Annotated in this window: 24 protein-coding genes, 4 tRNA genes and 1 pseudogene; 14 read left to right on the forward strand and 15 right to left on the reverse strand. The window is 66.3% G+C overall.

Translation table 11 applies throughout. From position 1 onward, the window contains the following. Positions 1–57 precede the first annotated feature (57 nt). Positions 58–1,586, forward strand: a pseudogene (locus tag WKB25_RS01740) (TonB-dependent receptor). Between the two features lie 54 nt (positions 1,587–1,640). Here the strand turns inward: WKB25_RS01740 and WKB25_RS01745 are convergent. After that, the gene (locus WKB25_RS01745; RefSeq protein WP_340568362.1) at positions 1,641–2,342 is read right to left on the reverse strand and encodes a pirin family protein; all 702 of its coding nucleotides are present in this window, start codon (positions 2,340–2,342) and stop codon (positions 1,641–1,643) included. Between the two features lie 140 nt (positions 2,343–2,482). On the opposite strand from WKB25_RS01745, the gene WKB25_RS01750 reads away from it, so the two are divergent. Beyond that, the gene (locus WKB25_RS01750; protein WP_340568365.1) at positions 2,483–3,403 is read left to right on the forward strand and encodes a LysR family transcriptional regulator; all 921 of its coding nucleotides are present in this window, start codon (positions 2,483–2,485) and stop codon (positions 3,401–3,403) included. Positions 3,404–4,037: 634 nt separating this feature from the next. On the opposite strand, the gene WKB25_RS01755 is transcribed toward WKB25_RS01750, so the two are convergent. The 10 genes from WKB25_RS01755 to WKB25_RS01800 form a co-directional block, all read right to left on the reverse strand. Next, a tRNA-Arg gene (locus WKB25_RS01755) sits at positions 4,038–4,114 on the reverse strand. A gap of 32 nt (positions 4,115–4,146) precedes the next feature. Further along, positions 4,147–4,223: transfer RNA gene (locus WKB25_RS01760), tRNA-Arg, on the reverse strand. Between the two features lie 69 nt (positions 4,224–4,292). Continuing rightward, positions 4,293–4,369: transfer RNA gene (locus tag WKB25_RS01765), tRNA-Arg, on the reverse strand. Continuing rightward, positions 4,360–5,286, reverse strand: coding sequence for an alpha/beta fold hydrolase (locus tag WKB25_RS01770; protein ID WP_340568368.1), 927 nt, complete (start codon positions 5,284–5,286; stop codon positions 4,360–4,362). The genes WKB25_RS01765 and WKB25_RS01770 overlap by 10 nt, the downstream gene beginning before the upstream one ends. After that, a complete protein-coding gene (gene thiD / locus WKB25_RS01775; RefSeq protein WP_340568369.1) occupies positions 5,283–6,092 on the reverse strand; it encodes a bifunctional hydroxymethylpyrimidine kinase/phosphomethylpyrimidine kinase in 810 nt (269 codons plus the stop codon). The genes WKB25_RS01770 and thiD overlap by 4 nt, the downstream gene beginning before the upstream one ends. Positions 6,093–6,501: 409 nt before the next feature. Next, positions 6,502–7,170 carry a YoaK family protein gene (locus WKB25_RS01780; RefSeq protein WP_340568371.1) on the reverse strand — a complete coding sequence of 223 codons (669 nt, stop codon included), beginning with the start codon at positions 7,168–7,170 and terminating at the stop codon, positions 6,502–6,504. 9 nt (positions 7,171–7,179) lie between these two features. Continuing rightward, entirely contained in the window at positions 7,180–7,686 is a 507-nt protein-coding gene (locus WKB25_RS01785; protein WP_340568372.1) for a hypothetical protein, read from the reverse strand. Next, entirely contained in the window at positions 7,683–9,083 is a 1,401-nt protein-coding gene (locus WKB25_RS01790; RefSeq protein ID WP_340568374.1) for a PhoH family protein, read from the reverse strand. Before WKB25_RS01790 ends, WKB25_RS01785 begins: the two co-directional genes overlap by 4 nt. Before the next feature lie 84 nt (positions 9,084–9,167). Continuing rightward, positions 9,168–9,647 carry a peroxiredoxin gene (locus WKB25_RS01795; protein ID WP_340568376.1) on the reverse strand — a complete coding sequence of 160 codons (480 nt, stop codon included), beginning with the start codon at positions 9,645–9,647 and terminating at the stop codon, positions 9,168–9,170. Between the two features lie 91 nt (positions 9,648–9,738). Further along, positions 9,739–10,299 (reverse strand): glycine cleavage system protein R, encoded by a 561-nt coding sequence (locus WKB25_RS01800; protein ID WP_025879444.1) that lies wholly within the window; start codon positions 10,297–10,299, stop codon positions 9,739–9,741. Between the two features lie 164 nt (positions 10,300–10,463). On the opposite strand from WKB25_RS01800, the gene dapA reads away from it, so the two are divergent. Beyond that, complete coding sequence (gene dapA, locus WKB25_RS01805) at positions 10,464–11,357, forward strand: 4-hydroxy-tetrahydrodipicolinate synthase (protein WP_340568380.1); 894 nt, start codon at positions 10,464–10,466, stop codon at positions 11,355–11,357. Between the two features lie 32 nt (positions 11,358–11,389). Further along, positions 11,390–11,905 (forward strand): hypothetical protein, encoded by a 516-nt coding sequence (locus WKB25_RS01810; protein ID WP_340568382.1) that lies wholly within the window; start codon positions 11,390–11,392, stop codon positions 11,903–11,905. 189 nt (positions 11,906–12,094) lie between these two features. On the opposite strand, the gene fdxA is transcribed toward WKB25_RS01810, so the two are convergent. Further along, on the reverse strand, positions 12,095–12,418 hold the full coding sequence (fdxA, locus tag WKB25_RS01815) for a ferredoxin FdxA (protein WP_005409054.1): 324 nt from the start codon (positions 12,416–12,418) through the stop codon (positions 12,095–12,097). Positions 12,419–12,605: 187 nt separating this feature from the next. On the opposite strand from fdxA, the gene WKB25_RS01820 reads away from it, so the two are divergent. Beyond that, positions 12,606–14,030 (forward strand): sugar porter family MFS transporter, encoded by a 1,425-nt coding sequence (locus WKB25_RS01820; RefSeq protein WP_340568384.1) that lies wholly within the window; start codon positions 12,606–12,608, stop codon positions 14,028–14,030. 370 nt (positions 14,031–14,400) lie between these two features. Here WKB25_RS01820 and WKB25_RS01825 read toward each other — a convergent pair. Further along, positions 14,401–14,475: transfer RNA gene (locus tag WKB25_RS01825), tRNA-Glu, on the reverse strand. Positions 14,476–14,524: 49 nt separating this feature from the next. Between WKB25_RS01825 and pcnB the strand changes: the two genes are divergently transcribed. From pcnB to pgi, 7 genes are all read left to right on the forward strand, one after another. Beyond that, a complete protein-coding gene (gene pcnB, locus WKB25_RS01830) occupies positions 14,525–15,904 on the forward strand; it encodes a polynucleotide adenylyltransferase PcnB (protein WP_340568386.1) in 1,380 nt (459 codons plus the stop codon). Positions 15,905–15,907: 3 nt separating this feature from the next. Beyond that, the gene (gene folK, locus WKB25_RS01835) at positions 15,908–16,393 is read left to right on the forward strand and encodes a 2-amino-4-hydroxy-6-hydroxymethyldihydropteridine diphosphokinase (protein WP_340568388.1); all 486 of its coding nucleotides are present in this window, start codon (positions 15,908–15,910) and stop codon (positions 16,391–16,393) included. Positions 16,394–16,427: 34 nt separating this feature from the next. Further along, the gene (panB, locus tag WKB25_RS01840) at positions 16,428–17,243 is read left to right on the forward strand and encodes a 3-methyl-2-oxobutanoate hydroxymethyltransferase (protein WP_340568390.1); all 816 of its coding nucleotides are present in this window, start codon (positions 16,428–16,430) and stop codon (positions 17,241–17,243) included. Beyond that, positions 17,240–18,079 carry a pantoate--beta-alanine ligase gene (panC, locus tag WKB25_RS01845; RefSeq protein ID WP_340568392.1) on the forward strand — a complete coding sequence of 280 codons (840 nt, stop codon included), beginning with the start codon at positions 17,240–17,242 and terminating at the stop codon, positions 18,077–18,079. The genes panB and panC overlap by 4 nt, the downstream gene beginning before the upstream one ends. Positions 18,080–18,145: 66 nt before the next feature. Next, positions 18,146–18,640, forward strand: a complete 495-nt coding sequence (locus WKB25_RS01850; protein ID WP_340568393.1) for a hypothetical protein — start codon at positions 18,146–18,148, stop codon at positions 18,638–18,640. An 87-nt stretch (positions 18,641–18,727) separates the two neighbouring features. Then, the gene (gene panD / locus WKB25_RS01855) at positions 18,728–19,108 is read left to right on the forward strand and encodes an aspartate 1-decarboxylase (protein ID WP_004153087.1); all 381 of its coding nucleotides are present in this window, start codon (positions 18,728–18,730) and stop codon (positions 19,106–19,108) included. Continuing rightward, a complete protein-coding gene (pgi, locus tag WKB25_RS01860) occupies positions 19,105–20,619 on the forward strand; it encodes a glucose-6-phosphate isomerase (protein ID WP_340568395.1) in 1,515 nt (504 codons plus the stop codon). Before panD ends, pgi begins: the two co-directional genes overlap by 4 nt. A 49-nt stretch (positions 20,620–20,668) precedes the next feature. On the opposite strand, the gene WKB25_RS01865 is transcribed toward pgi, so the two are convergent. Together WKB25_RS01865 and WKB25_RS01870 are read right to left on the reverse strand one after the other, a co-directional pair. After that, positions 20,669–21,238 (reverse strand): response regulator transcription factor, encoded by a 570-nt coding sequence (locus WKB25_RS01865; protein WP_032952096.1) that lies wholly within the window; start codon positions 21,236–21,238, stop codon positions 20,669–20,671. Continuing rightward, positions 21,235–22,455: an ATP-binding protein gene (locus WKB25_RS01870; RefSeq protein WP_093819996.1), complete on the reverse strand. Its 1,221-nt coding sequence runs from the start codon at positions 22,453–22,455 to the stop codon at positions 21,235–21,237. Before WKB25_RS01870 ends, WKB25_RS01865 begins: the two co-directional genes overlap by 4 nt. 114 nt (positions 22,456–22,569) lie before the next feature. Between WKB25_RS01870 and ispG the strand changes: the two genes are divergently transcribed. Next, positions 22,570–23,835, forward strand: a complete 1,266-nt coding sequence (gene ispG, locus WKB25_RS01875; protein WP_088101382.1) for a flavodoxin-dependent (E)-4-hydroxy-3-methylbut-2-enyl-diphosphate synthase — start codon at positions 22,570–22,572, stop codon at positions 23,833–23,835. After that, a complete protein-coding gene (locus WKB25_RS01880) occupies positions 23,816–24,565 on the forward strand; it encodes a phosphatase PAP2 family protein (RefSeq protein ID WP_340568400.1) in 750 nt (249 codons plus the stop codon). Before ispG ends, WKB25_RS01880 begins: the two co-directional genes overlap by 20 nt. Positions 24,566–24,641 lie beyond the last annotated feature (76 nt).

Raw genomic sequence — 24,641 nt, forward strand, 5'->3', positions numbered from 1 at the left:
TTCCCCCTTTCCCTCGAGCCGCCGCCAGAGGATCCCCCTCTTCGTGGAGGTCCCGTCGTGTCGTCCGTGCCTGTTCGTTTTTCCGAGCTCTCCCTGCGTCATCGCCCGTTGGCGAGGGCCCTTGCCCATGGTCTTCTGCTGACCTCAGTGGCCGCTGCCGGCGCCGCCTCGGCGCAATCCGCACCGGCTGAAGAAGAGGGCAAAACGCCCTCGCAGACGCTGCAGACCGTGCAGGTCACCGCCAACCAGCTGGGCACCATCACCGAAGGCAGCGGCGCCTACACGCCGGGCACCATCGCCACCGCTACCCGCCTGGTACTGACGCCGCGGCAGACCCCGCAGACCATCAGCGTGATCACCCGTGCGCAGATGGATGACTTCGGCCTGGACGGCATCGATGACGTGATGCGGGTGACCCCGGGCATCAGCATCGTTACCTACGACAGTGAGCGTACGGAGTACTACGCACGTGGTTTTGCCGTGCAGAACTTCCAGTACGACGGTATTCCGATGTCGCGTGACTCGGCCTATTCGGCGGGCAATACGCTCAGCGATACCGCGATCTACGACCGCATCGAAGTGCTCAAGGGCGCGACCGGCCTGCTGACCGGCATGGGCGATCCCGGCGGACCAACACCGGTTACTCGCCGCAGCCTGGCTACCCGACCGCCGTTGCCGATTACAACAGCTGGAAGGGCGACATCCCCGAGCCGGAGTGGCAGCGCGGTTATGGCAACAATGAGGTGACCCGCGAGAATGGCCTGTACGTGGTCGGTCGCTTCGACGTGGCCGACCCGTTGAAGGTGATCGTCGGCAGCCGCCTGGCCAGCTACCGTTCGCCGCAGACGCGCGAGACCGGCGTGTTCGTGCCTTATGCCGGCGTGGTCTACGACCTTGGCGAGCACTATTCGGTCTACGCCAGCTACAGCACCATCTTCAAGCCGCAGGGGGAGCGCGACGAACAGGGCAGGACGCTGGATCCGCTGGAAGGCCGCAGCTATGAAATGGGCCTGAAGGCGGAGTTCTTCGACGGCCGCTTCAATGCCAGCGCGGCGCTGTTCCAGCTTGACCAGGACAACTTCGCCCAGCCTACCGGTGGCAAGACGCCGACCGGCGATATCGCCTATCGCGGATTGATGGGGGTGCGCACCAAAGGCTACGAACTGGAGTTGTCCGGACAACTGGCCGAAGGCTGGCAAGTGCAGGGCGGCTTTGCGCACAAGATCGCCCGCCAGGCAGGGACCAAGGTGTCCACGCTGGAGCCGGAAAACCAGTTCAGCCTGCACAGCAGCTACCGCCTGCGCGGCGACTGGCAGGGCCTGACCGTCGGCGGCGGCGCGCGCTGGCAGGATTCCACGTTCGGCAACATCACCAACCCGGCCAGTGGTGCGTCGGTGGTCCATCGCACCCAGCCGTACTGGCTGTTGGATGCCATGGCCCGCTACCAGTTCAACGATCGCCTGTCGGCCACGGTCAACGTCAACAACCTGCTGGACAAGCGCTATTACACGATCTTCAGCTGGTACAGCACCTACACCTGGGGCGAGCCGCGCACCGTGCGGCTGGCGGTGACGTACAAGTTCTGATCGCGTTGCGAAATGACATGCCCGCGATGCCAGACGGCATCGCGGGCGTTCGGGTTACAGCGGCACGTCGAACACCAGCACTTCGGCGTCGTTGCCGTTTTCCAGGGTCAGCTGTGCCTCGTCGCTGACCTGCAGCGCGTCACCCGCTTCCAGGGTGATGCCGTTGACCTGCAGCTGGCCACGCGCCACCTGCACATACGCGCCGCGGCCGGCAGCCAGGGCGTGATGCAGCTTCTGCTCGCCATCGAGGATGGTGGCGAAGATGCGCGCATCCTGGTGGATGTGCAGCGAGCCATCGGCGCCATCTGGCGAGGCGATCAGGCGCAGCTGGCCGCGCTTGCTCTCCGGCGTGAAGTGGGTCTCTTCATACGACGGTGTGATGTTCTCGGTCTGCGGGAAGATCCAGATCTGCAGGAAATGCACCGGGTCGGTGGCCGAATGGTTGAACTCGCTGTGACTGACGCCGCTGCCGGCGCTCATGCGCTGCACGTCGCCGTAGCGCAGCACCGAACCGGTGCCCATCGAGTCCTTGTGCTCCAGCGCGCCACCCAGCACGTAGGAGACGATCTCCATGTTGCTGTGGCTGTGGGTGCCGAAGCCCTGGCCGCCGGTCACCTTGTCTTCGTTGATGACCCGCAGCGGGCCGAAGCTCACATAGCGGGGGTCGTAGTAGCTGGCGAACGAGAAGGTATGGCGCGAGGACAGCCAGCCATGCTCGGCCAGGCCACGGGTAGCGCTCTTGCGGATCTGCAGCATGATGGAATCTCCTTGTTCGATGGTTTCGATGGTGCGGGGTGGGCTGGTAGCCGCTGTGTTTCCCCGTTGGAGAGAAGTATCCGCTTGCACCTTGGGTTTGAAAAACGGATAGTTTTGACAGCCATCATCGAAAATTTCGAATGCTCAAGCTCAGCCTCGATGCCCTGCAGATCCTGGACGCCATCGACCGGCGAGGTTCCTTCGCCGGCGCCGGCAAGGCCCTGCACAAGGTGCCCTCGACCATTTCCTACACCGTGGCCAAGCTGGAAGAGGACCTTGGGGTGCAGCTGTTCGACCGGATCGGCCCGCGGGCGGAGCCGACCGAGGCCGGGCGCGCGTTGCTGGAGGAGGGCAGGCACCTGCTGCGTGCGGCACGGGAGCTTGAGCTGCGGGTACGGCGCGTAGCCTCGGGCTGGGAGGCTGAATTGACCATGGCGGTGGATTCGGTGTTCCCGACCTGGCTGTTGGGGCCGGATATTGCTGCGTTCCGTGAGGTGGCGGCGCCGACCCGATTGCGCCTGTTTGGCGAGGCGTTGTCCGGCACCTGGGAAGCACTGCTGGACCGGCGCGCCGACCTGTTGGTCGGTGCACCAGGCGAGGGTCCCAGTGGCGGGGGCTACGTGGTCGAGCCGCTGGGCAGCGTGGGTTTCGTGTTTGCGGTGGCGCCCGGGCATCCGCTGGCGACCGTGCGGGGTGTGCTGGGCCGCGAGCAGTTGGCGCCGTACTGCGCGATCGCGGTATCCGATTCGGCGCGACGCCTGCTGCCACGCACCGTGGGCCTGTTGATGGGCCAGGAGACGTTGACCGTGCCGGACATGGCCAGCAAGTTGAAGCTGCAGTGCCAAGGGCTGGGATTCGGCTTCCTGCCCGAACCGTGCGCGCGGGCTGCAGTGGCACGCGGCCAGCTGGTGATCCGCGAGGTCGAGGAGCACAAGCCGGAAGAGACCTTCTGGCTGGCGTGGCGTACCGGCGAAGATGGCGCGGCCCTGCGCTGGTGGCGCGAGCGCCTGCGACGGCCGGAGCTGCTGGCGCAATGGTGGCAGGCGATGGCGGAGGGGTAGGGTTCGGCAGGGCTGCGCCCTGCACCTGCCGAATCGACGGCAACAGCCAAAGCCAAAGCCAAAGCCAAAGCAACAGCGGGCATTCCGTGGGATGGCGGGGTGGGTCCGGTTGCGGGGGACGCCGTGAATCCATCCATGGAGGCTTGGGCGCGCCATCCATGGCGCTTACACCCCCGCAACCGGACCCACCCCGCCTTCGACAGATCTCCGCGATCTGTTGGACGCGATCTGTTGGAATGGTATTGCCTGCTCTTGGCCTGCTCTTGGCCTGCTCTTGGTGGGTGTCGACCTTGGTCGACACGTAGATCCATGCCATGCGTGGATGCTCTTCATTCCGAATTCGAAATATTCGATCTTGATGGAGATTCATCCACGCATGGCGTGGATCTACCCGATCGCGGAAATCTGTCAGAGGTGGGGCGGTGTGGGCAGGCAGGACCATTGGCGCCATGGATGGCGCCATCGAGCCCCCAAGGATGGGTTTACGGCGTGTCCTGCCTACCCATACCGCCCCGCCATCCACGGAATGCCTGCTTCTGCTGTTGCCGTTGCTTTGGCCTCTGCGGGTGCAGGGCGCAGCCCTGCCAAAAAACACAAAAAAAACAGCAGGCCGAGGCCTGCTGTTTCGGTGTAATGGTGCGCCCGGAGAGATTCGAACTCCCGACCGCCTGGTTCGTAGCCAGGTACTCTATCCAACTGAGCTACGGGCGCCAATTACATAAACTTGTTGTGTTGATCGTGTGTGGTGCGCCCGGAGAGATTCGAACTCCCGACCGCCTGGTTCGTAGCCAGGTACTCTATCCAACTGAGCTACGGGCGCGCGGTACACAATCAACTTACTTCTCTATTTTACTGCACTTCCAGCGGCGGATGCTGAAGGTCTGTCGAGTGGTGCGCCCGGAGAGATTCGAACTCCCGACCGCCTGGTTCGTAGCCAGGTACTCTATCCAACTGAGCTACGGGCGCCCTGCGACAGGAGCGGAATTATGCGGATGTCGGCGCGAGTCGTCAACGCTTTTGTGAAAATTTTCACCCAACTGAATGAAAAACGCCTCTGCGACAGCCTCCGGGTGTTTCATCCACGCAAAGTGGTCGGCTCGCGTACCCAGCTCCTGCGCAGAAAGCACGCGCAGCTGTGAGGCGACATTCGGCAGTTTGGCCAACAGCGCCTGCATGGATCCGATAGGTGCCAGCCAATCGTCTTCCATGAGTACCGCCTGCGCACTGCCGTGCACGCGCGCCATCTGCGCATCCAGGTCCTCGTCCATGCCTGCGGCGGCGTAGTGATTGCTCAGCCCTACGCGTGCCCAGTCGGCGATCAGCCCGCGTGCTTCGGTGCCGCCGAAACCGAGCCGGCGCCCGTGCAGCACGCCCTGGCGTCGCGCGATCCACGGCAGGAAGCGATAGATCAGGGGCAGCAGCCAGCCGCGTGGTGGTGGGAACGTACGCCAGAACGGGGTGCCACTGGCAGCCAACCACAATCGATCGAATGCCTGCGGCTGGCGCCCGGCGTGTACGCAGGCCAGCTGGCCGCCCAGGCTGTGACCACCAATGATCCATGGCAGCACGTCCTGCGCGTTGTCGTCAGCGGCGATCAGCGCCTGACTGGCCGGCAGGTCGTGGTCGAGGATCTGTTTGTAGCCCCAATTCTGGGTGCGTGACGGGCGCAGCGAACTGCTGCCATTGCCGCGCCATTCGTGCAGGTAGACCGCCACGCCCCGGGCGGCCAGTGCCTGCGCCAGCGGCAGGTAATGGCGTGCGGCCACGCCCAGCGCCGGCAGCCACAACAGCCGTGCCAGCGGCTGTGCAGGCACGCAGGCGATGACCTCGTAACGGTGGCCATCGCCGCTGTCCACGGCGAGTACGCGTGGCGAATCGCTCATGCGTGCGGTGCCGCGCCGAAGTGGTCGAGCACCAGTACCTCGCTGCGGCCGGGCGCATAGCCCTGCTGCAGCCCGCGCGCCACGTAATCGATGCCGGCTTCGCAGGCATTGGCCAGGCTCAGCCCGTTGCACAGCTGCGCTGCGATGGCCGAGGCCAGCGTGCAGCCTGTGCCGTGCGCATCCAAGGGCAGGCGGGCATGGATGAACTCTTCGCTGCTGACGCCATCGAAGTAGCGGTCGACCACGCGGTTGCCCTCATGCAGGTGGCCGCCCTTCAGCAGTACCGCACCGGCACCCAGATCAAGGAGTGAGGCGGCGGCCTGCTCTGCGTCGTTGCCATTGGCGATGCTGCGGCCCACCAGCAGCTCCGCTTCCGGTGCATTGGGGGTGACCAGGGTGGCCAGTGGCAGCAGCCGTTCGCGCATTGCCTGCAGCGCGCTGTCCTCCAGCAGGCGGGCACCGCTGGTGGCGACCATCACCGGGTCCAGCACCACGTGCGGTGGTCGATGGCGTTGCAGTGCATCGGCCACGGCGTGGATCACCTCGGCGTTGGCCAGCATGCCCAGCTTCACTGCGTGGATGTCGAAGTCGTCGAAGCAGGCCTCGATCTGCGCGCGCAGGAAGGCGACCGGCGGCACGTGCACGGCGCTGACGCCGCGGGTGTTCTGCGCGGTCAGCGCGGCAATCACCGACAGGCCATGCACGCGATGCGCGGCGAAGGCTTTCAGGTCTGCCTGGATGCCGGCGCCGCCGCCGGAATCGGAGCCAGCGATGGTGAGGGCGGAGGCGGGGGTGGTCGGGCTCATGTGGTGATTGTGCCGTGCTGCCCAGTGTGGGGGTAGTGCCGGCCGGGTTGCACCCGGCACCCGCAGAAGCCGGGGCAACAGCAACAGCAACAGCGGCTCTGGATTTCTGCGCGGGAGGCGGGGCGGTGTCGGATTGCGGGGACGCCGCAAGTACGGCACTGTAGCCTTGGCCGCGCCATCCATGGCGCGGACACCCCGCAATCCGACACCGCCCCGCCTTCGACAGCTTCCCGGTGACGGTCAGTAGATCCACGCCATGCATGGCGCCATCCATGGCGCCAACGGTCCTGCAGCCCCACACCGCCCCGCCTCTGACGGCTTCCTGCAGTAGATCCACGCCATGCGTGGATATCGCGGAAATGATCGGAGGGACAACGTAGATCCACGCCATGCGTGGATGACGCCATGCTCAGCGCCGCCAGCGTGCCCACTGCTGGTAGAACACATAGCCCAGGCCGGTCAGTCCGGTCAGCAGGGCAGGGGCGAGCAGGGCGTCGTACTGCCAGCGCACGAACAGCCAGGCGCCGATCACGCCGCCCGCGAGGAAGCCGCTGATGATCAGGCCGCTGAGGGTCAGGCGCCGTACCTGCAGCGGCAGTCCGCGCAGCAGGTGGCCGAGGCCGATGCCGAGATCGGTGAACATGCCGCTGAGATGGGTGGTGCGTACGACGGCACCACTGAAGGTGGTGGCCATCGCATTCTGCAGTCCGCACGCCATCGCAGCCGCCAATGCGCCCCAGATCTGATGCTGCTTGAACAGCGGAATGGCCGCCAGCAGCAACAGCGATTCCAATGCCAGCGCCACGCCGTAGCGCCGGCCGAGCTGCAGTGCGCTGTCCTGGATCAGCAGCCCGCTGACCATCGCGCCCAGCGAAAACGCGATCAGCAGACCCCACAGGTGGCCGACCGCGCGCCAATCCTCCTGCGCCAGTGCCATGCCGAGCTGGCTGGTGCTGCCGGTCATGTGGCTGACCGCTTGGTGTTCGAAACCCAGGAAGCCGACCACATTGACCATGCCGGCCACGCACGACAGCGCGACCGCGCCGATCCAGACCCAGGTGGGCAGGCGGATTCCCATGGCAGGCCCTCAGGGCCCGCCGAAGCCGCCGTTGAACTGCAGCTCGCTGAAGATCCCGCTGGCCGGGTCGAAGACCGCGCCCCAGAACTGCGCGCCACCATCGCAGACCCGCACCGCCTCGCGGGCGGGCCGGAGGCTGTTGTTTTCAGGCAGATGGAACGCGTTGATGTAGATCACCTGCTTTCCGTCCAGTTCGATGCCCACGTACTGGCGATCGAAATCCATGACGTGTGGCACCTGCGCTTCCAGCGATGCCAGCTTCGCTTCCAGCTGGTCCACCTGCTGTCGGCTCGGTGCCCAGTAGCCGCCGACCCGCCCGGCCTCGCGGCCGGGGCTGGGTCGCGAGCAGGTGTCGAGCACCTGCGCGGCGATGATCGGGCGGGTGACCACCCAGGACTGGCCACTGCGTTCTGTGGTCGGCACGCTGGCCGGTCCCTGCGTGGTCGCGCAGGCACCGAGCAGCGTGGCAACGGCTGCCGCCAGCGATGGCAGCAGCAGGCGGGTGCAGCGGTTCACAACACCTCCGAGGCGTAATCGGCCAGCCGCGAGCGTTCACCGCGACGCAGCGTGATGTGCGCGCTGTGCGGCCAGTTCTTGAAGCGGTCGACGGCGTAGGTCAGGCCCGACGTGGTTTCGGTCAGGTACGGGGTGTCGATCTGTTCGACGTTGCCCAGGCAGACGATCTTGGTACCGGGGCCGGCACGGGTGATCAGCGTCTTCATCTGCTTGGGCGTCAGGTTCTGCGCCTCGTCCAGGATCAGGTAGCGCGACAGGAACGTACGGCCGCGCATGAAGTTCATCGAGCGGATCTTGATGCGGCTGGCGAGCAGGTCGTTGGTCGCCTGGCGGCCCCAGGTGCCGCCTTCCTGGTTGTGCGTCAGCACTTCCAGGTTGTCGGTCAACGCGCCCATCCACGGCGTCATCTTCTCTTCCTCGGTACCGGGCAGGAAGCCGATGTCCTCACCGACGCTGACCGTGGCGCGGGTCATGATGATCTCGCGGTAGCGCTGCTGGTCCATCGTCTGCGCCAGGCCGGCGGCCAGCGCCAGCAGGGTCTTGCCGGTACCGGCGGTGCCGAGCAGAGTGACGAAGTCGATTTCCGGGTCCATCAGTGCGTTGAGCGCGAAGTTCTGCTCGCGGTTGCGCGCGCTGATGCCCCACACGGCATGGCTGCCGTGGCGGAAGTCATCTACCAGGGACAGCACCACCTTGCCATCGCCGACGATCCTGCTGACGCGCAGCTCGACTTCGTCTTCGCCCGGCAGGTACACGTACTGGTTCGGGTACCACTCTTCGCCGTCCTGGGCGAGGATTTCGTAGTGGGTGCGGCCTTTGTCACTCCAGCTGCGCAGATCCTCACCGTGGCGCTTCCAGAAGTCTTCCGGCAGCTCGGTGGCGCCGGTGTAGAGCAGGCTGAAATCGTCCAGCGCACGGTCGTTCTCGTAGTCTTCCGACACGATGCCGGCGATGGCTGCCTTGATCCGCAGGTTGATGTCCTTGGAGACGAACACCACCGGGATTTCCGGCGTTTCTTCCTTCAGCGCCAGGATCGCGCCGAGGATGGCGTTGTCGGGGATGACCTTGCCAAAGCTCTTGCCCGCGTCGAAATGGCTGGTCTGGAAGCGCAGCAGGCCTACGCTCTGCTTGCCGCGCAGCTGCAGGCCCTGTGGCCGCTGCAGCGGAATGCCGTCGGCCAGGTTGTCCAGGCCCGAAGCCTGCACCATCTCGTTGAGGAAGCGGCTGACCTGGCGCGCATTGCGGCTCGCTTCGGTCGTGCCCTTCTTGCCGTTGTCCAGCTCCTCGATCACCTGCATGGGCAGGTAGACATCGTGCTCCTCGAATTTGAACAGCGCGGTGGGATCGTGCATCAGCACGTTGGTATCCAGCACGTAGATGCGCTTGCCTCGGGTCATCATCGGTTCCTGGTTACGGACAGGGAAAAACCACCACGACCTGCTGCAGGGCAGGGTGGGGGCGGACAAAGTGGGCGATGGGACTCACTTGGACTGATGGGCCTTCAGTTCGGCAAGGACGGCGTCGGCATGGCCGGCGACCTTGACCTTGCGCCATGACTGCACGATGCGGCTGTCGGGGGAAATCAGGAAGGTGCTGCGCTCGATGCCACGTACCTGCTTGCCGTACATGTTCTTCATCTTGATCACGTCGAAGGCGCTGCACAGCGCTTCGTCGGCATCACTGACCAGCGGGAACGCGAAGCCCTGCTTGGCACAGAAGTTGTCGTGGGACTTCACCGAGTCGCGGGAGACGCCAAGCACGACCGCGCCTGCCTTCCTGAAATCGGGCAGCAGTGCGTTGAAGTCGATGCCCTCGGTGGTGCAGCCCGGGGTGCTGTCCTTGGGGTAGAAGTACAGCACCAGCCACTGGCCGGCGTAATCGCCGAGGGTGGCCTGGGCGCCGCCGGACAGCGCCAGCGGCAGGGAGAGGGTGGTGCTGTCCAGGGTATCGCCGTTGTTCATGAGGTCCTTCTGTCGAGCCTGGGTTCTTTCTACGACAATTGCATGAAACGCCACGCGCCCGTGAGGAGCGCGCGAAGAATCAGGATTTCAATCAGAACTTCATCGGGTCCATGATCGCGTCCAGGTTCAAGTGGTCGCAGAACTCGAGGAAATCGTCGCGCAGGGCAGCGATGTGCATGTTGGCCGGCACGCCGATGGTGACCTGTGCGCTGAACATCTCCGCACCGGTCTGCATGGCGCGGTAACGCGTGCTCTGCAGGGTCTCGATGGTGATGCCCTGGCGGTCGAAGAAATCGGCCAGCTGGAACAGGATGCCCGGCTTGTCGGCGGCGATCACTTCGACGATGTAGGGCAGCAGGTTGGACTGCGCCTGCTTGGCTTCGGTGCGGTACCAGACCAGCTTCAGGCCTTCCTCGCGCTCGAGCCGGGTCAGCATCGCTTCCAGCTTGGCGACCGAATCCCAGGAGCCGGTGGCCAGTGCGGTCACCGAGACATCGCGGCCCACGGTGGCCAGGCGTGCATCCACCAGATTGCACCCGCTGTCGGCGATGCGGCGGGTGACGGACAACAGGGGGGACTCCGGATGCGTCGTATAGGCGTTGATCAGGAGGTGGTTTTCGCTCGGCGCTGGGCGCGGGGTGGTGTCGGTCAAGGCGATTCCGGGTAATGCATGCGTTAGTCTGAATGCCCGCCAGAGGCGGGGATCCACCGGTGTCCAGCATACTTGCCCGTGCTTTCGCGCCGCAAGTAACATTCGGAACGCCCGCGCCCTTCCGTGGCGGACGTTTTCCCTCCCCAGCCAAGAGCAGCACGTCCTTGTCCCTTTCCGGCCTCATCACCGCGCTGGCGACCCCCTTCCGGGCCGACGGCGCACTCGACCCCGACGGTTGGCAGCGCCTGCTGCACCTGCAACTGGAGGGCGGCGTCCAAGGCGTTGTCGTTGCCGGCTCCACCGGCGAGGCAGCCACCCTGTCCGATGCGGAGTACGACCAGCTGCTGGCCAGCGCGGTCGAACGCATCGCCGGCCGCGTTCCGGTCCTGGCCGGTACCGGCCTGTCCGGCACCGCCAAAACCATCGAGCAGACCCGCCGTGCTGCCGCGCTTGGCGCCACCCACGCGCTGGTGGTCACCCCGCCGTACGTGCGGCCGACCCAGGCTGGCCTGATCGCGCATTACCGCGCGGTCGCCGACCAGGCCGGAGTGCCGGTGGTGCTGTACAACGTGCCCGGCCGTACCGGTTGCGACATGCTGCCGGAGACCGTGGCCGAACTCGCCAGCCATCCGAACATCGTCGGCATCAAGGAAGCGGTGGGCGATACCGGCCGCGTACGGGCACTGCTGGACCTGCGCAGCCCGACCTTTGCCGTGCTCACCGGCGATGACGGCACGGCCGCACGTTCGATCCAGGCCGGCATGGACGGTCTGATCTCGGTCGGTTCCAACGTGCTGCCCGGCGCCTATCGCCGGATGTGCGACCTCGCCGCTGCCCGCGACCATGAAGCCGTCGAATCCTGGGATGCGCGCCTGCAGCCGTTCCACGACTTCTGCGGTATCGAATCCAACCCGATTCCGGTCAAGGCGCTGTTGCGTCGGATCGGCATCGGTCACGATCTGCGCCTGCCGCTGCTGCCGCTTTCGGCAGCACACACGCCTGCCGCCGACCATCTCGCCGGCGATATCGCCGCCCTCGAAGCCCTTTCCAGCCACTGACCTTCCGTCTTGGTCTGATCCAGGAGATTCACATGCGCCAATCCGTTTCCGCCGTCCGCGTGCTGTCCTTCGCGCTCCTTGCCGTGGCCACCGCAGCCGGCACCACCGGTTGCTTCAAGCGTGGCGTCAAGGGCGACTACGCTCTGGCCCCGGAAGTGCGTCCGCTGGAAGTGCCGCCGGACCTGAACCTGCCGGCAGGCGCCGGCAACAACCAGGTGCCGACCCTGAGCTCGGCGACCAAGCCGGCCGCTCCGGCCGCCGCCGCTCCGGCGGTCAGCGCCACCGGCTTCACCATTGCCGGCAGCAAGGAAGATGCCTTCTCCAAGGTCGGTACCGCGCTGGAAGGCGTGGAAGGCCTGACCATCGCCACCCGCGCGCAGCTGCTGGGCTCGTACGACGTGGCCTATGAAGGCAGCAACTTCCTGGTCCGCGTGGTCGCCGTCGACGCCGGTGCGTATATCTCCGCGGTCGACCCGCGTGGCCTGCCGGCCACCGCCGAAGCGCCGGTGAAGCTGATTGCCGCATTGAAGGCGAAGCTGGCACGGTAGTAGAGACCGGCCGGGTGGGTGCGGGCCTTGGTCCGCACCCGCTTTGGTAGAGGTCGACCTTGGTCGGCGCTTTTGTGCCAACCGAGGTTGGCAACTACCGGATTACGTGCCTTGGTCGGCGTCTTTCGTCAGGACCGGGAACAGAAAAGGGCGCCGATGGCGCCCTTTTCCGTAGCCGTAGCCGGCGCCTCAGCGCTCCAGCAGCTTCAGCTTGTCCGGCTTGCCGTCCCACTCACCGGCGTCGGCCGGCGGGTCCTTGCGCACGGTCAGTACCGGCCACTCCTTCGCCAGTTCGGCGTTGAGGGCGACGAAACCTTCCTGGCCCGCGGGCACATCGTCTTCCGGGAAGATCGCGTTGACCGGGCACTCGGGTTCGCAGAGGGTGCAGTCAATGCACTCGTCCGGGTCGATCACCAGGAAGTTCGGGCCTTCGTGGAAGCAATCCACGGGGCACACTTCCACGCAATCGGTGTGTTTGCACTTGATGCAGTTTTCGGTGACGACAAAGGGCATGGGTAGGGGGCGGATCGCTTTCTGAACCTGCCAATTCTAGAACAGGTTGGCCCCCGCTGCCGGTTGCCGTGTGAAAGTGGGGCGGATTGGTGTCTGGAATGCCCATTTCGCGGCATGCCCGCCCTGTGCGACGCTGCCAGGGCCGTCGGCCCGCTTCGGTCGGCCCCCTTCCACTGCAGGATCCTTCATGTCGCCAGTCCAGCCCGGTGCCGCCTCCAAGGGCGGTGAGAACACGGCCTTCATCGTCCTGATCAGTTGCGCTGCCACCCTTGGCGGCTTCCTGTTCGGTTTCGATAGTGGCGTCATCAATGGCACCGTCGACGGCCTGCGCCAGGCCTTCAACTCCAGCGAGGCCGCGCTCGGCTTCGAGGTCGCCTCGATGCTGCTTGGGTGCGCGATCGGTGCGTTCCTGGCCGGTTGGCTTGGCGACCGGCTGGGACGTCGCGGCGTGCTGATCGTGGCGGCCGTGATGTTCCTGGTGTCGGCGCTGGGTGCCGGCGCTGCGCATGCCTCCTGGTTGTTCGTCTGCGCACGCGTGCTCGGTGGATTCGCCGTCGGTGCGGCCAGCGTGATGTCGCCGGCCTACATCGCCGAAGTCGCCTCTGCGCGCTATCGCGGCCGGCTGGCGACCGTGCAGCAGATGGCGATCATCTGCGGCCTGTTCGCAGCGTTCCTCAGCAACTATCTGCTGGCCCGGGCGGCAGGTGCCTCGACCGAGCCGCTCTGGCTGGGGCAGGAAGCCTGGCGCTGGATGTTCTGGATGCAGGCGCTGCCGTCGCTGCTGTTCCTGCTGTTGTTGCTGGTGATCCCGGAAAGCCCGCGCTTCCTGGTGATGAAGGGCCGGCAGGCGCAGGCGAGGGCGGTGCTTGGCCGGCTGTACGGTGAACGCGCCGCGGTGAACAAGCAGGCCGAGATCGAAGCGAGCCTGGCCCAGGACCAGCACAAGCCGCGATTCGGCGACCTGCTCGACAAGGCCACCGGCAAGCTGCGTGCCATCGTCTGGGTCGGCATCGGCCTGGCGATGTTCCAGCAGCTGGTCGGCATCAACGTGGTGTTCTATTACGGCGCGGTGCTGTGGCAGGCGGTGGGTTTCTCGGAAAGCGATGCGCTGCTGATCAACGTCCTGTCCGGTGCGCTGAGCATCGGCGCCTGCCTGCTGACGGTGGTGCTGATCGATCGCATCGGCCGCAAGCCGCTGCTGTGGGTCGGTTCGGTCGGCATGTCGGTGGCGCTGGTGCTGATGGTGGTGGCCTTCGCCAGTGGCAGCCTGGCCGAGGGGCGCCTGCAGCTGTCCGACGGCATGGGGCGGCTGGCGCTGGTGGCGGCCAATGTCTATGTGGTGTTCTTCAACATGTCCTGGGGCCCGGTGATGTGGGTGATGCTGGGCGAGATGTTCCCGAACCAGATCCGCGGCCCGGCGTTGGCCGTGGCCGGTGCGGCGCAGTGGACCTCGAATTTCGCGATCACCGTGACCTTCCCGATGCTGCTGGCCGGCATCGGCCTGGCCGGTGCGTACGGCATCTACACCGTTGCCGCGATCCTCTCGATCATCTTCGTCGTCCGCTACGTGCGCGAGACCAAGGGCAAGGAGCTGGAGCAGATGGAAGGCTGACGGCTCGGCCTCGGTTTCAGCGCCTCCCTGTTCCGAGGGAGGCGGCAGGCCAGCCGCTCCAGGACACGCCGTAAACCCATCCATGGGGGCTCGATGGCGCCATCCATGGCGCTAACGGTCCTGGATCGGCCGGCCTGCCGCCTCTCGACAGACCGCGGATGGCGGACGCAGGCAAGCGCGTCGGGGTTGAATTTGTTGCGGAGGAGCGAGGCTGTTCTTACCGCCGTCGCGGAAAATTGTCACGAGGGGGCGGGCCCCCTCCCACGCAGGAGCAGGGAGGCGCTCAAGCGACCAGCCCAGTCGGCGACACGATTCCGGAAAACAGAAAAGCCCGCACAAGGCGGGCTTTTTCGGTTCCTGCTGCGGCGACTGGTGCTCCCTAGGGGACTCGAACCCCTGTTTTAGCCTTGAGAGGGCCACGTCCTAACCACTAGACGAAGGGAGCAGTGTGTCGCTGCCGGTGCAGGAGCGCTAGTATATGCACCTCGATGCCATTGGGCAATCCCGAAACTTCAACCGGAAGCGCCAACATCATTTCCTCTGCTACATCACCGTTCAGCCTGCGCGTCATCCCGCGCGACCAGCACACGATCTCCCGCAAGGACATCAGCCCGAACGCTTTGCGCGTGCTTTATCGACTGCGCGATGCCGGCTTCGGCGCCTACCTTGTCGGCGGCGCGGTGCGCGATCTGCTGGTCAATGGCCAACCCAAGGATTTCGACGTGGCCACCGATGCCACGCCCGAACAGGTCAAGCAGTTGTTCCGCAACTGCCGCCTGATCGGCCGCCGTTTCCGCCTGGCCCATGTTGTGTTCGGCCGCGAGATCATCGAAGTCGCCACCTTCCGTGCCAACATCGATGACGGCAGCGGCGACCGCGAGATGGAAAACGGCATGCTCGTGCGCGACAACGTGTACGGCAGCATCGAAGACGACGCCATCCGCCGCGACTTCACCTGCAATGCCCTGTACTACGCCATCGAGGACTTCTCGGTGCGTGACTACACCGGCGGCTTCGAAGACGTGCAGGCACGCCTGATGAAGCTCATCGGCGACCCGGTGCAGCGCTACCAGGAGGACCCGGTGCGCATGCTGCGTGCGGTCCGCCTGGCGGCCAAGCTCGGCTTCCAGATCGAAGAGGGCACCGCTGCACCGATCCCGCAGCTGGCCGGCCTGCTCAATGAAGCCGCACCGGCGCGCCTGTTCGAGGAAGTCCTGAAGCTGTTCCTGTCCGGACACGGCGTGGCCAGCTTCGAAGGACTGGAACGCTATGGCCTGTTCGACGTGTTGTTCCCGGAAAGCGCCAAGGCGCTGAAGTCGAACCGCACCGGCGCGCTGCGGCGCATGCTGATCGAGGGCCTGGCCAACACCGATGCACGCGTGGCCAATGACGAGCCCGTGTCGCCGGCGTTCCTGTTCGCGCTGCTGCTGTGGCCGGCTTACTGCCGCGCGCAGGCAACCCTGCTCAAGCAGGGCGTGGCACCGGAAGAGGCGCAGCGTCGCGCCGCCGACCGCGTCACTGTGCAGCAGTTGAGCACCATTGCATTGCCGCGCCGTTTCTCGCTGCCGATGCAGGAGATCTGGCTGCTGCAGGCGCGCTTCAGTTCGCGCCAGCGCAAGCGCGTGATGCGCACGCTCAGCCATCCCCGTTTCCGTGCCGCCTTCGATTTCCTGGCCCTGCGCCAGGTGGCATCGGCAGAGCACGAAGCCGACGTCGCGTTCTGGCTCGAAGCGCAGGCGCAGTCCGGGCATGAGCTGGATTCGTCGCTGGATTCGCTGCACAGCGAGGCCGGCGATGAGGAGGGTGGGGCGCCGCGCAAGCGTCGTCGTCGCCGTCGTCGTCCAGACGGCGCAGCTGCCGGTGCTGCCGAGTAATCCATGACCGGTGCCTGGATCGGGCTGGGCGCCAATCTTGGCGACGCAGCCAACACCGTCCGCGCGGCCATCGCCGCGCTGGGCGAACTGCCCGGAACCCGGCTGACGCAGGCGTCGCGGTTGTACGCGACGCCTGCATGGGGAAACGAGGACCAGCCACCCTTCGTCAATGCGGTGGCCTCGGTCGACACCGATCTGTCCGCTGTCGCACTGCTGCAGGCCATGCTCGCGCTGGAGCAGCGCTTCGGCCGCGTACGCGACCCTGCCGTGCACTGGGGCCCGCGTGCGCTGGATCTGGACCTGCTGCTGTTCGGCGAGCAGGTGCTGGACCTGCCCGAGCTGAAAGTGCCGCATCCCTACCTGCACGAGCGGGCGTTCGTGTTGGTGCCATTGGCCGAAATCGCCGCCGATCTGGCCATTCCCGGCCATGGCCGCGTGCGGGATGCAGTGATGCGGGTGGATGCCTGCGGGATCGCGCCGTTAGGGTGATAATGCCCGGGTTATCTCCCCCGGTTATCAGCACATGAGCACCCACGCAGACAGCAAGCCCTGGACCGTTCCCGCCCTGGCCGAGGCCAAGCGCAATGGCCAGAAGCTGGTCATGTTGACCGCCTACGACGCAGGCTTCGCCCGCACGTTCGATGCCAACGGTGTCGACCTGATCCTGATCGGCGATTCGCTGGGCATGGTCGTGCAGGGCCACGATTCGACCCTGCCGGTGACCGTCGCCGACATGGTCTACCACACCCGCGCGGTCGCCCGCGTTCTGCAGCGCGCGCTGCTGATCGCCGACCTGCCGTTCGGTGCCGATGCCACCCCGGAACGCGCGCTGGATGCTTCGCTGCAGCTGCTGCAGGCGGGCGCGGAGATGGTCAAGATCGAAGGCGCCGGCTTCAAGGTCGACATCATCCGTTACCTGGTCGAGCGTGAGATTCCGGTCTGCTCGCACCTGGGCCTGACCCCGCAGTCGGTGCTGCGCCTGGGTGGCTTCAAGATCCAGGGCCGTGGCGATGCCGCGCGCCAGCTGGTGGACGACGCCAAGGCCGTTGCCCAGGCGGGCGCCAGCATCATGGTGCTCGAATGCGTGCCGACGCCGGTTGCCGCTGCCGTCACCGCTGCCGTTCCCGTGCCGACCATCGGTATCGGTGCTGGCCCGCAGTGCGACGGCCAGGTGCTGGTGCTGCACGACTTCCTCGGCCTGGACAGCGGCCACCGTCGTCCAAAGTTCGTCAAGGACTTCCTGGCTGAAGGTGGCTCGGTGGCCGGTGCCACCCGTGCCTACGCCGATGCCGTGCGCGATGGCAGCTTCCCCGACGAAGAGCACGCGTACGCCCAATGATCCAGACCTTCAACGAACTCGGTGCACTGCGCGCGCAGATCGCGCAGTGGAAGGGCGAGGGCCTGCGCGTGGCGCTGGTGCCGACCATGGGCAACCTGCATGGCGGGCACCATGCGTTGATCACGCTGGCAAAGCAGTACGCCGACAAGGTCGTGGCCAGCATCTTCGTCAACCCGACGCAGTTCGGGCCGAACGAGGATTTCAGCCGCTATCCGCGCACCCCCGAAGCCGATGTGGCCGGGCTGGAGCAGGTGGGCTGCGATGCGGTGTGGTTGCCCAGCGTCGAAGCGATGTACCCGCTGGGCGTGGACAAGACCACGCAGATGCATGCGCCCGGCGTCAGTGAAGTGCTGGAGGGCGCCAGCCGCCCGGGCCATTTCGATGGCGTGTGCACGGTGGTGGCGCGGCTGTTCCTGCAGGTGCAGCCGGACGTTGCCGTGTTCGGTCGCAAGGACTACCAGCAGCTGGCAGTCATCAAGCAGATGGTGGCCGAGCTGTCGTTCCCGATCCAGATCGTCGGTGCCGAGATCGTGCGTGATGAGGATGGCCTGGCCAAGAGCTCGCGCAACCAGTACCTCAGCGCCGAGCAGCGCCCATTGGCGACTACCCTTCATCGCACCCTGCTGGGCATGCGCGAAGGCTACGTGGCCGGGCAGACGCGCGCGCAGATCGAGGCCGAAGCCACGGCTGCGCTGCAGGCGGCCGGCTTCCAGGTGGATTACGCGGTGCTGCGCACCCCGGAGCTGGCCGAACCGAGCTTCGATGGCGGTGGCCGCGTGGCCCTGGTCGCCGCCCGCCTGGGCACCACCCGGTTGATCGACAACCTGGAGTTCTGAGCCGCATGCGGCTCAGGGGCGCGCGCAGCGGGCGCCTCTCACCTTCCCATGGACGGGAGACCGGAAATGAGTACCCCCACCACTACCGGCCGTCTTGCCCGGGCCTCGATCCTGGCGGTACTGGCCGCCGGTATGGTGCCTGCCCAGCTGATGGGTGGCCTGTTGTTCGCGCTCGACGTCGCGCGTACGCCCGTACCGGCACTCACCGGCGGTGCGCTGATGTTCGTGCTGGGCGTGTGCAACGCCATCGCGGTTTTGCTGCCGATGGCGCTGATCCTGCGGTCCCAGCGGCGTCTGCGCCGGACCGCCTTCCTGCTCGTGGGGTTCGGTCTGGGTGCGCTGGCCATGGCGACCTGTGCCTGGCCGGGCGCGGACAATGGTCCGCTGCTGCAGCGCCTGCGTTATGTCGATACCTTCGACGTGATCAGCTACGGCCTGTCGGTGCTGGCCGCGGGCGGCTTCGGCCTGGTCGCCGGGCTGACCTTCCATACGGTGTTCGGCCTGTCGCTGCAGGGCGCCTGCGGGCATGCCCCGGCAGCGCTACCGGCCGAGGGCGCCTGAACGGCCTTCAGCGTCCCGTCGCAGCCCCCTGGTGACGGCCAAGCGGGTGCTAGAATCCGCTCTTTCCTTTGCCGTTGCAGCGCCCCCATGCACCTGTCCCTGCTCAAGACCAAGATCCACCGCGCCACCGTCACCCATTCCGAGCTGAACTACGAAGGCTCGATCGCCATCGATGACAACCTGCTGGCTGCCACCGGCATCCGTGAATTCGAGCAGGTGCACATCTGGGACGTGACCAACGGTGCGCGCTTCTCGACCTATGCGATCCGCGCCGAAGCCGGCAGCGGCGTCGTCTCGCTCAATGGTGGCGCCGCGCGCCACGTGCAGGTCGGTGACATCATCATCATTGCCGCCTTCGCCAGCATGACCGAGCAGGAAGCCGACAGCTTCAAGCCGAAGCTGGTGTACGTGGATGGCAACAACCAGATCTCCCACACCAACGACACGATCCCGACCCAGGCCGCATGACAACGAACAACGGATTCGACTCGCTGCATTCCCACGCCCAGCGCCTGAAGGGCGCAAGCATTCCCGGCCTGCTCGCCGCCGAACCCGGCCGTGTGCAGGACCTGGCGCTGCGGGTCGGTCCGTTGTATGTCAACTTCGCCCGGCAGAAATACGATGCCGCGGCGCTGCAGGCGCTGTTGGCGCTGGCTGCCGAACGTGATGTCGGCGGTGCGATCACGCGCCTGTTCCGTGGCGAGCAGGTCAACCTGACCGAAGGTCGCGCCGCGCTGCATACCGCGCTGCGCGGTGCTGTGGTCGATGCGCCGGTGGCGGCCGAGGCCTATGCCACCGCGCGCGGCATCCGCCAGCGCATGGGCGTGCTGGTGCGCGCGTTGGAAGACAGTGGCGTGACCGATGTGGTCAGCGTTGGTATCGGCGGTTCCGATCTCGGCCCGCGCCTGGTCGCCGACGCGTTGCGTCCGGTCACCGGTGCACGCCTGCGCGTGCATTTCGTGTCGAATGTGGACGGCGCCGCCATGCAGCGCACGTTGGCCACGCTGGATCCGGCGAAGACCGCCGGCATCCTGATCTCCAAGACCTTTGGTACCCAGGAAACCCTGCTCAACGGCCAGATCCTGCACGATTGGCTGGGCGGCAGCGAGCGTCTGTACGCGGTCAGCGCCAATCCGGAACGCGCCTCCAAGGCCTTCGCCATCGCCGCCGATCGTGTGCTGCCGATGTGGGACTGGGTGGGCGGTCGCTATTCGCTGTGGTCGGCCGTCGGCTTCCCGATCGCACTGGCCATCGGCTTCGAGCGCTTCGAGCAATTGCTGGAAGGTGCCGCGCAGATGGATGCGCATGCACTGGACGCGCCGCTGGAGCGCAACCTGCCGGTGCTGCACGGCCTGACCGACATCTGGAACCGCAATCTGCTGGGCTCTGCCACGCACGCGGTGATGACCTACGACCAGCGCCTGGCGCTGCTGCCGGCCTATCTGCAGCAGTTGGTGATGGAAAGCCTGGGCAAGCGCGTGCAGCGCGACGGCCAGCCGGTCACCACCGACACCGTGCCGGTGTGGTGGGGCGGTGCCGGTACCGATGTGCAGCACAGCTTCTTCCAGGCCCTGCACCAGGGCACCAGCATTATTCCGGCCGATTTCATCGGCTGCGTGCACAACGACGATCCGTATACGGTCAACCACCAGGCGTTGATGGCCAACCTGCTGGCGCAGACCGAAGCGCTGGCCAACGGCCAGGGCAGCGACGATCCGCACCGCGATTACCCGGGCGGTCGCCCGAGCACGATGATCCTGCTCGACGCGCTCACCCCGCAGGCGCTGGGTGCCTTGATCGCGATGTACGAACACGCGGTGTACGTGCAGTCGGTGATCTGGAACATCAACGCCTTCGACCAGTTCGGTGTTGAGCTGGGCAAGCAGCTGGCCAGTGGCCTGCTGCCCGCTCTGCAGGGTGAGGATGTCGAGGTCAACGACCCGCTGACCCGTGAGCTGTTGGCCAAGCTGAAGGGCTGACGCGGGTGGGGAATGCCGCCGGGCATGGCCCGGCGCATACGACGCCGCCTTACCGGCTCGGATCGCGCTCCGGGCTCGGCCGCTTGGCCAGCTTGCGCTGCAGCGAACGCCGGTGCATGCCGAGCAGGCGCGCGGCCGCCGACACGTTGCCGCCGGTTTCATGCATCGCCTGCTGGATGTGTTCCCACTGCAGGCGGCTGATCGGGGTCATCGCATCGGGCACTTCCATCTCGCCGTCATCGGCGGGGCCGTCGTCTTCCTCGCCCAGCGCGCGCAGGATCATCGGCACCGTCGAAGGCTTGGGCAGGTAGTCGTCCGCGCCGAGCTTGATCGCCTCCACCGCGGTGGCGATGCTGGCATAGCCGGTCACCAGCAGGATCCGCATGTCCGCACGCAGCGCGCGCAGCGGTTGGATCAGCGCCAGGCCGGAATCGCTGCCCAGCTTCAGATCGATCAGCGCGAACGCCGGCGGATGCTGGCGGGCCAGTGCCAGCGCGCTGGCGGCATCCTGTGCGGTCTGCGTCTCCAGCCCTTTGCGGGCCAGGCTGCGCTGCAGCGTGCGCAGGTAGAGTTCGTCGTCGTCGACCAGCAGGCCGAGGGTGGAAGCAGTCATGGTCATTCCTCGCGGGGGGCCAACGGCAGGCGGAAGCCGACGCGGCTACCGGCCCCTTGGGCCGGGCGCATCCACATCTCGCCGTCCAGGCGTTCGATGGTGGCATGGGACAGCGCAAGGCCGACGCCCATGCCTTCACTCTTGCTGCTGCCGAACAGCTTGCCTGGCAGCACGGCGGCGCGGGCGTTGAAGCCGTGGCCGTAGTCGCGCACTTCGCCGATCAGGTCGTCGCCTTCGATGCGCAGGCTGAGGTCGACGCGCGGTCGTCCGGCCTGCTCGCCGGCATCGGCCGCGTTGTTCAACAGCACCATCAGCAGGTGGCCGACGCCGGGGTCCAGCGGCAGGCGCAGCGGTGCGTCGTCGTTGCGGTGCAGGTCGATGGTCGGTCGCACCAGCCGCCACTGCTCCAGCACCTGCTGGGCCGTGGAGTGGGCGCGCCCGGGGCGGTCGTTGGAGGCCGGCGCGGCCAGTGCGAGCACGCGCTCGCGGCACTGCACCAGCAGCTCGCGCAGGGTTTCCATGTCCTCGCGCACTTCCGGCTCTTCGCTGCGCTCGGCCACGTCGTCGGCAAGCAGGGTCATCGTCGCCAGCGGCGTGTTCAGTTCGTGCGCCACCGAGGCCGCATGCGTGGCCAAGGCGACGATGCCTTCGTTGCGCGCGAAGCGTTCGCGCAGCGCCGACAGTTCCAGTTCGCGCTCACGCAGGGCGATCGCCAGCCGGGTGGAGAAGATCAGTACGACTGCAGCGGACAGCAGGAAGGTGGCGATCACGCCCCAGCGATTGAGGTCCAGTGCGTTGAAGTAGCCCGCCGGCAGCGGCTGACCGAACAGTCCGCTGGCGGCATAGCCGAGCAGGCAGGCGCTGGCCACGGCCAGGGCCCAGCGCAGGGGTAGGGCAAACGCAGCCAGGGCGATCAGGATCAGGAACAGCGAGCCGAACGGATTGGCGATGCCACCGCTCCAGCTGACCATCCAGGTGAGGATGATCACGTCCACCAGGATGTGGCCGAAGGCGGTCAGTGGCGCGGTATCGGCCGGTTCCGGGCGCAGCTGCGTATACAGGTTGAACACGGCAAGCACGGCCACGCCCGACCACAGCGGCAGTTGCGGCAAGGGCAGTCCCAGCACCCAGGTCGCGACCAGGATGGTGGCCGCCTGGCCAGCCACGGCCAGCCAGCGCAGGCTGCATAGGGTTCGGAGAAACGGGGCGTCGGGACCGGTCATTCGCGCCCATCGTATGCGTTCGCGGGAATGCCTGCCTGCGACAATCGGCCGCAGCCGCACTGCCGCCTGAATGCGACACACCCGGAAGGTCGGGGCGGGCGTTAGAATGCCCGCATGCATGACGCCGTCACCCGCCCTACAGCCCCCTCCGATGCCACTTCCTGGCCCCGTCGCCTGACCCAAGCGGTCCAGATCGGTGGAGTCACCGTGGGCGGTGGCAAGCCGGTCGTGGTTCAGTCGATGACCAATACCGACACGTCCGATGTGGCGTCCAGCGTCAAGCAGGTCGCCGAGCTCTGGCGCGCCGGCTCGGAAATGGTGCGCCTGACCGTCAACACCGTCGAAGCGGCCGCGGCGATCCCGCGCATCGTCGACAAGCTGGCGATGATGGGCATCGATGTCCCGCTGATCGGTGACTTCCATTACAACGGCCATCAGCTGCTGACCGCCGAACCGGCCTGCGCCGAGGCGCTGGCCAAGTACCGCATCAACCCGGGCAACGTGGGCTTCGGCAAGAAGAAGGACCTGCAGTTCGCCCAGCTGATCGAGTTCGCCATCCGCTACAACAAGCCGGTACGCATCGGCGCCAACTGGGGCTCGCTGGACCAGGCCCTGGCCGCGAAGCTGATGGACGAGAACAACCATCGCGAACAGCCCTGGGACGCCGGCCGCGTGCTGCGCGAGGCGTTGATCCGTTCGGCGCTGGATTCGGCAGAGCAGGCCGTGGACATCGGTCTGCCGCGCGATCGCATCATTCTTTCGGCCAAGGTCAGCGGCGTGCAGGAACTGATCGCGGTCTACCGCGACCTGGCGCAGCGTTCGGACTTCGCCCTGCACCTGGGCCTGACCGAAGCCGGCATCGGCAGCAAGGGCATCGTCGCCTCGGCGGCGGCGCTGAGCGTGCTGCTGCAGGAAGGCATCGGCGACACCATCCGCATTTCGCTGACGCCCGAACCGGGCCAGTCGCGTACGCAGGAAGTGATCGTTGCCCAGGAACTGCTGCAGACCACCGGCCAGCGCGCGTTCACCCCGCTGGTCACAGCCTGCCCGGGCTGCGGCCGTACCACCTCGGAGTTCTTCCAGGAACTGGCCAAGGTGGTGCAGAACCACGTGCGCGAAAAAATGCCGCTGTGGAAGATCCAGCATCCAGGTGCGGAGAACATGACCCTGGCGGTGATGGGCTGCGTGGTCAACGGGCCCGGTGAGTCGCGGCATGCCAACATCGGCATCTCGCTGCCGGGTACCGGCGAAGCACCGTCGGCACCGGTGTTCGTCGATGGCGAGAAGAAGGTGACCCTGCGTGGCGAGAACATCGCCCAGGAATTCGTCGCCCTGATCGATGATTACGTTGAACGCACCTATGTCCGAAGCGCCGGGTAAGCCGACGATCCTCGCTGCACCGGAGTCAGCCTCCGGCTTCCGCCACTGGATGGCGCGCAATGCCTGGCGGCTGCTGTTGCTGTTTGCCGGTGTGCTGCTGCCGCTGGCCGGATTCGTCGCCCTGGCCGACGAAGTGCACGAGTTCGAGTCCTTCCACTTCGATGCGCCGCTGCTGTGGCAGATGCACGGCCTGCATTCGCCGTGGCTGGACCGCATCTTCGTGCTGTTGTCGAAACTGGGTTACGAGTGGTTCCTGATCCCGGCCGACGTGCTGATTGTCGGCGCATTGGCCTGGCACCGGCGTTGGCGCGAAGCGACCTTCGTGGCCGTGAGCTTCGTCGGGTCGGCGCTGCTGAACATGGGCAGCAAGCACTTCTTCCAGCGCGACCGCCCCAGCCTGTGGGAATCGATCGCGCCGGAGTCCACGTTCAGCTTCCCCAGCGGCCACGCGATGGGCTCGATGACCCTGGCGGTCACCCTGGTGTTGCTGGCCTGGAATACCCGCTGGCGCTGGCCGGTGCTGCTGCTGGCGCCGTCGTTCAGCCTGCTGGTAAGCGTTTCCCGGGTCTACCTGGGGGTGCATTACCCCTCCGACATCCTGGCCGGATGGTGTGCCGCGCTGGTTTGGGTGGTAGGGTGCTATCTGGTCATGTTCAGCCGCCGTCATCCATGGCGACGGCACGGTTCGCCGCCAGCGACGGCCAGCGAAGCGATCACGCAAGGGGAGTGACGTGGATGCCCTCCCAAGGGCGTCTACCTGGGGGATGGGTTGTTTCGTTGTAACGGGTTCTGCAGGGCAAGGGGCA

Source organism: Stenotrophomonas sp. G106K1, from assembly GCF_037969685.1.
GTDB lineage: Bacteria > Pseudomonadota > Gammaproteobacteria > Xanthomonadales > Xanthomonadaceae > Stenotrophomonas > Stenotrophomonas lactitubi.

Bases quoted from the DNA above. Each gene is read 5' to 3' on its own strand.
- WKB25_RS01745 (WP_340568362.1), bottom strand. From the start codon at position 2,342: ATGCTGCAGATCCGCAAGAGCGCTACCCGTGGCCTGGCCGAGCATGGC.
- WKB25_RS01750 (WP_340568365.1), top strand. From the start codon at position 2,483: ATGCTCAAGCTCAGCCTCGATGCCCTGCAGATCCTGGACGCCATCGAC.
- WKB25_RS01770 (WP_340568368.1), bottom strand. From the start codon at position 5,286: ATGAGCGATTCGCCACGCGTACTCGCCGTGGACAGCGGCGATGGCCAC.
- thiD (WP_340568369.1), bottom strand. From the start codon at position 6,092: ATGAGCCCGACCACCCCCGCCTCCGCCCTCACCATCGCTGGCTCCGAT.
- WKB25_RS01780 (WP_340568371.1), bottom strand. From the start codon at position 7,170: ATGGGAATCCGCCTGCCCACCTGGGTCTGGATCGGCGCGGTCGCGCTG.
- WKB25_RS01790 (WP_340568374.1), bottom strand. From the start codon at position 9,083: ATGACCCGAGGCAAGCGCATCTACGTGCTGGATACCAACGTGCTGATG.
- WKB25_RS01795 (WP_340568376.1), bottom strand. From the start codon at position 9,647: ATGAACAACGGCGATACCCTGGACAGCACCACCCTCTCCCTGCCGCTG.
- WKB25_RS01810 (WP_340568382.1), top strand. From the start codon at position 11,390: ATGCGCCAATCCGTTTCCGCCGTCCGCGTGCTGTCCTTCGCGCTCCTT.
- fdxA (WP_005409054.1), bottom strand. From the start codon at position 12,418: ATGCCCTTTGTCGTCACCGAAAACTGCATCAAGTGCAAACACACCGAT.
- WKB25_RS01820 (WP_340568384.1), top strand. From the start codon at position 12,606: ATGTCGCCAGTCCAGCCCGGTGCCGCCTCCAAGGGCGGTGAGAACACG.
- folK (WP_340568388.1), top strand. From the start codon at position 15,908: ATGACCGGTGCCTGGATCGGGCTGGGCGCCAATCTTGGCGACGCAGCC.
- panB (WP_340568390.1), top strand. From the start codon at position 16,428: ATGAGCACCCACGCAGACAGCAAGCCCTGGACCGTTCCCGCCCTGGCC.
- panC (WP_340568392.1), top strand. From the start codon at position 17,240: ATGATCCAGACCTTCAACGAACTCGGTGCACTGCGCGCGCAGATCGCG.
- WKB25_RS01850 (WP_340568393.1), top strand. From the start codon at position 18,146: ATGAGTACCCCCACCACTACCGGCCGTCTTGCCCGGGCCTCGATCCTG.
- panD (WP_004153087.1), top strand. From the start codon at position 18,728: ATGCACCTGTCCCTGCTCAAGACCAAGATCCACCGCGCCACCGTCACC.
- pgi (WP_340568395.1), top strand. From the start codon at position 19,105: ATGACAACGAACAACGGATTCGACTCGCTGCATTCCCACGCCCAGCGC.
- WKB25_RS01865 (WP_032952096.1), bottom strand. From the start codon at position 21,238: ATGACCATGACTGCTTCCACCCTCGGCCTGCTGGTCGACGACGACGAA.
- WKB25_RS01870 (WP_093819996.1), bottom strand. From the start codon at position 22,455: ATGACCGGTCCCGACGCCCCGTTTCTCCGAACCCTATGCAGCCTGCGC.
- ispG (WP_088101382.1), top strand. From the start codon at position 22,570: ATGCATGACGCCGTCACCCGCCCTACAGCCCCCTCCGATGCCACTTCC.
- WKB25_RS01880 (WP_340568400.1), top strand. From the start codon at position 23,816: ATGTCCGAAGCGCCGGGTAAGCCGACGATCCTCGCTGCACCGGAGTCA.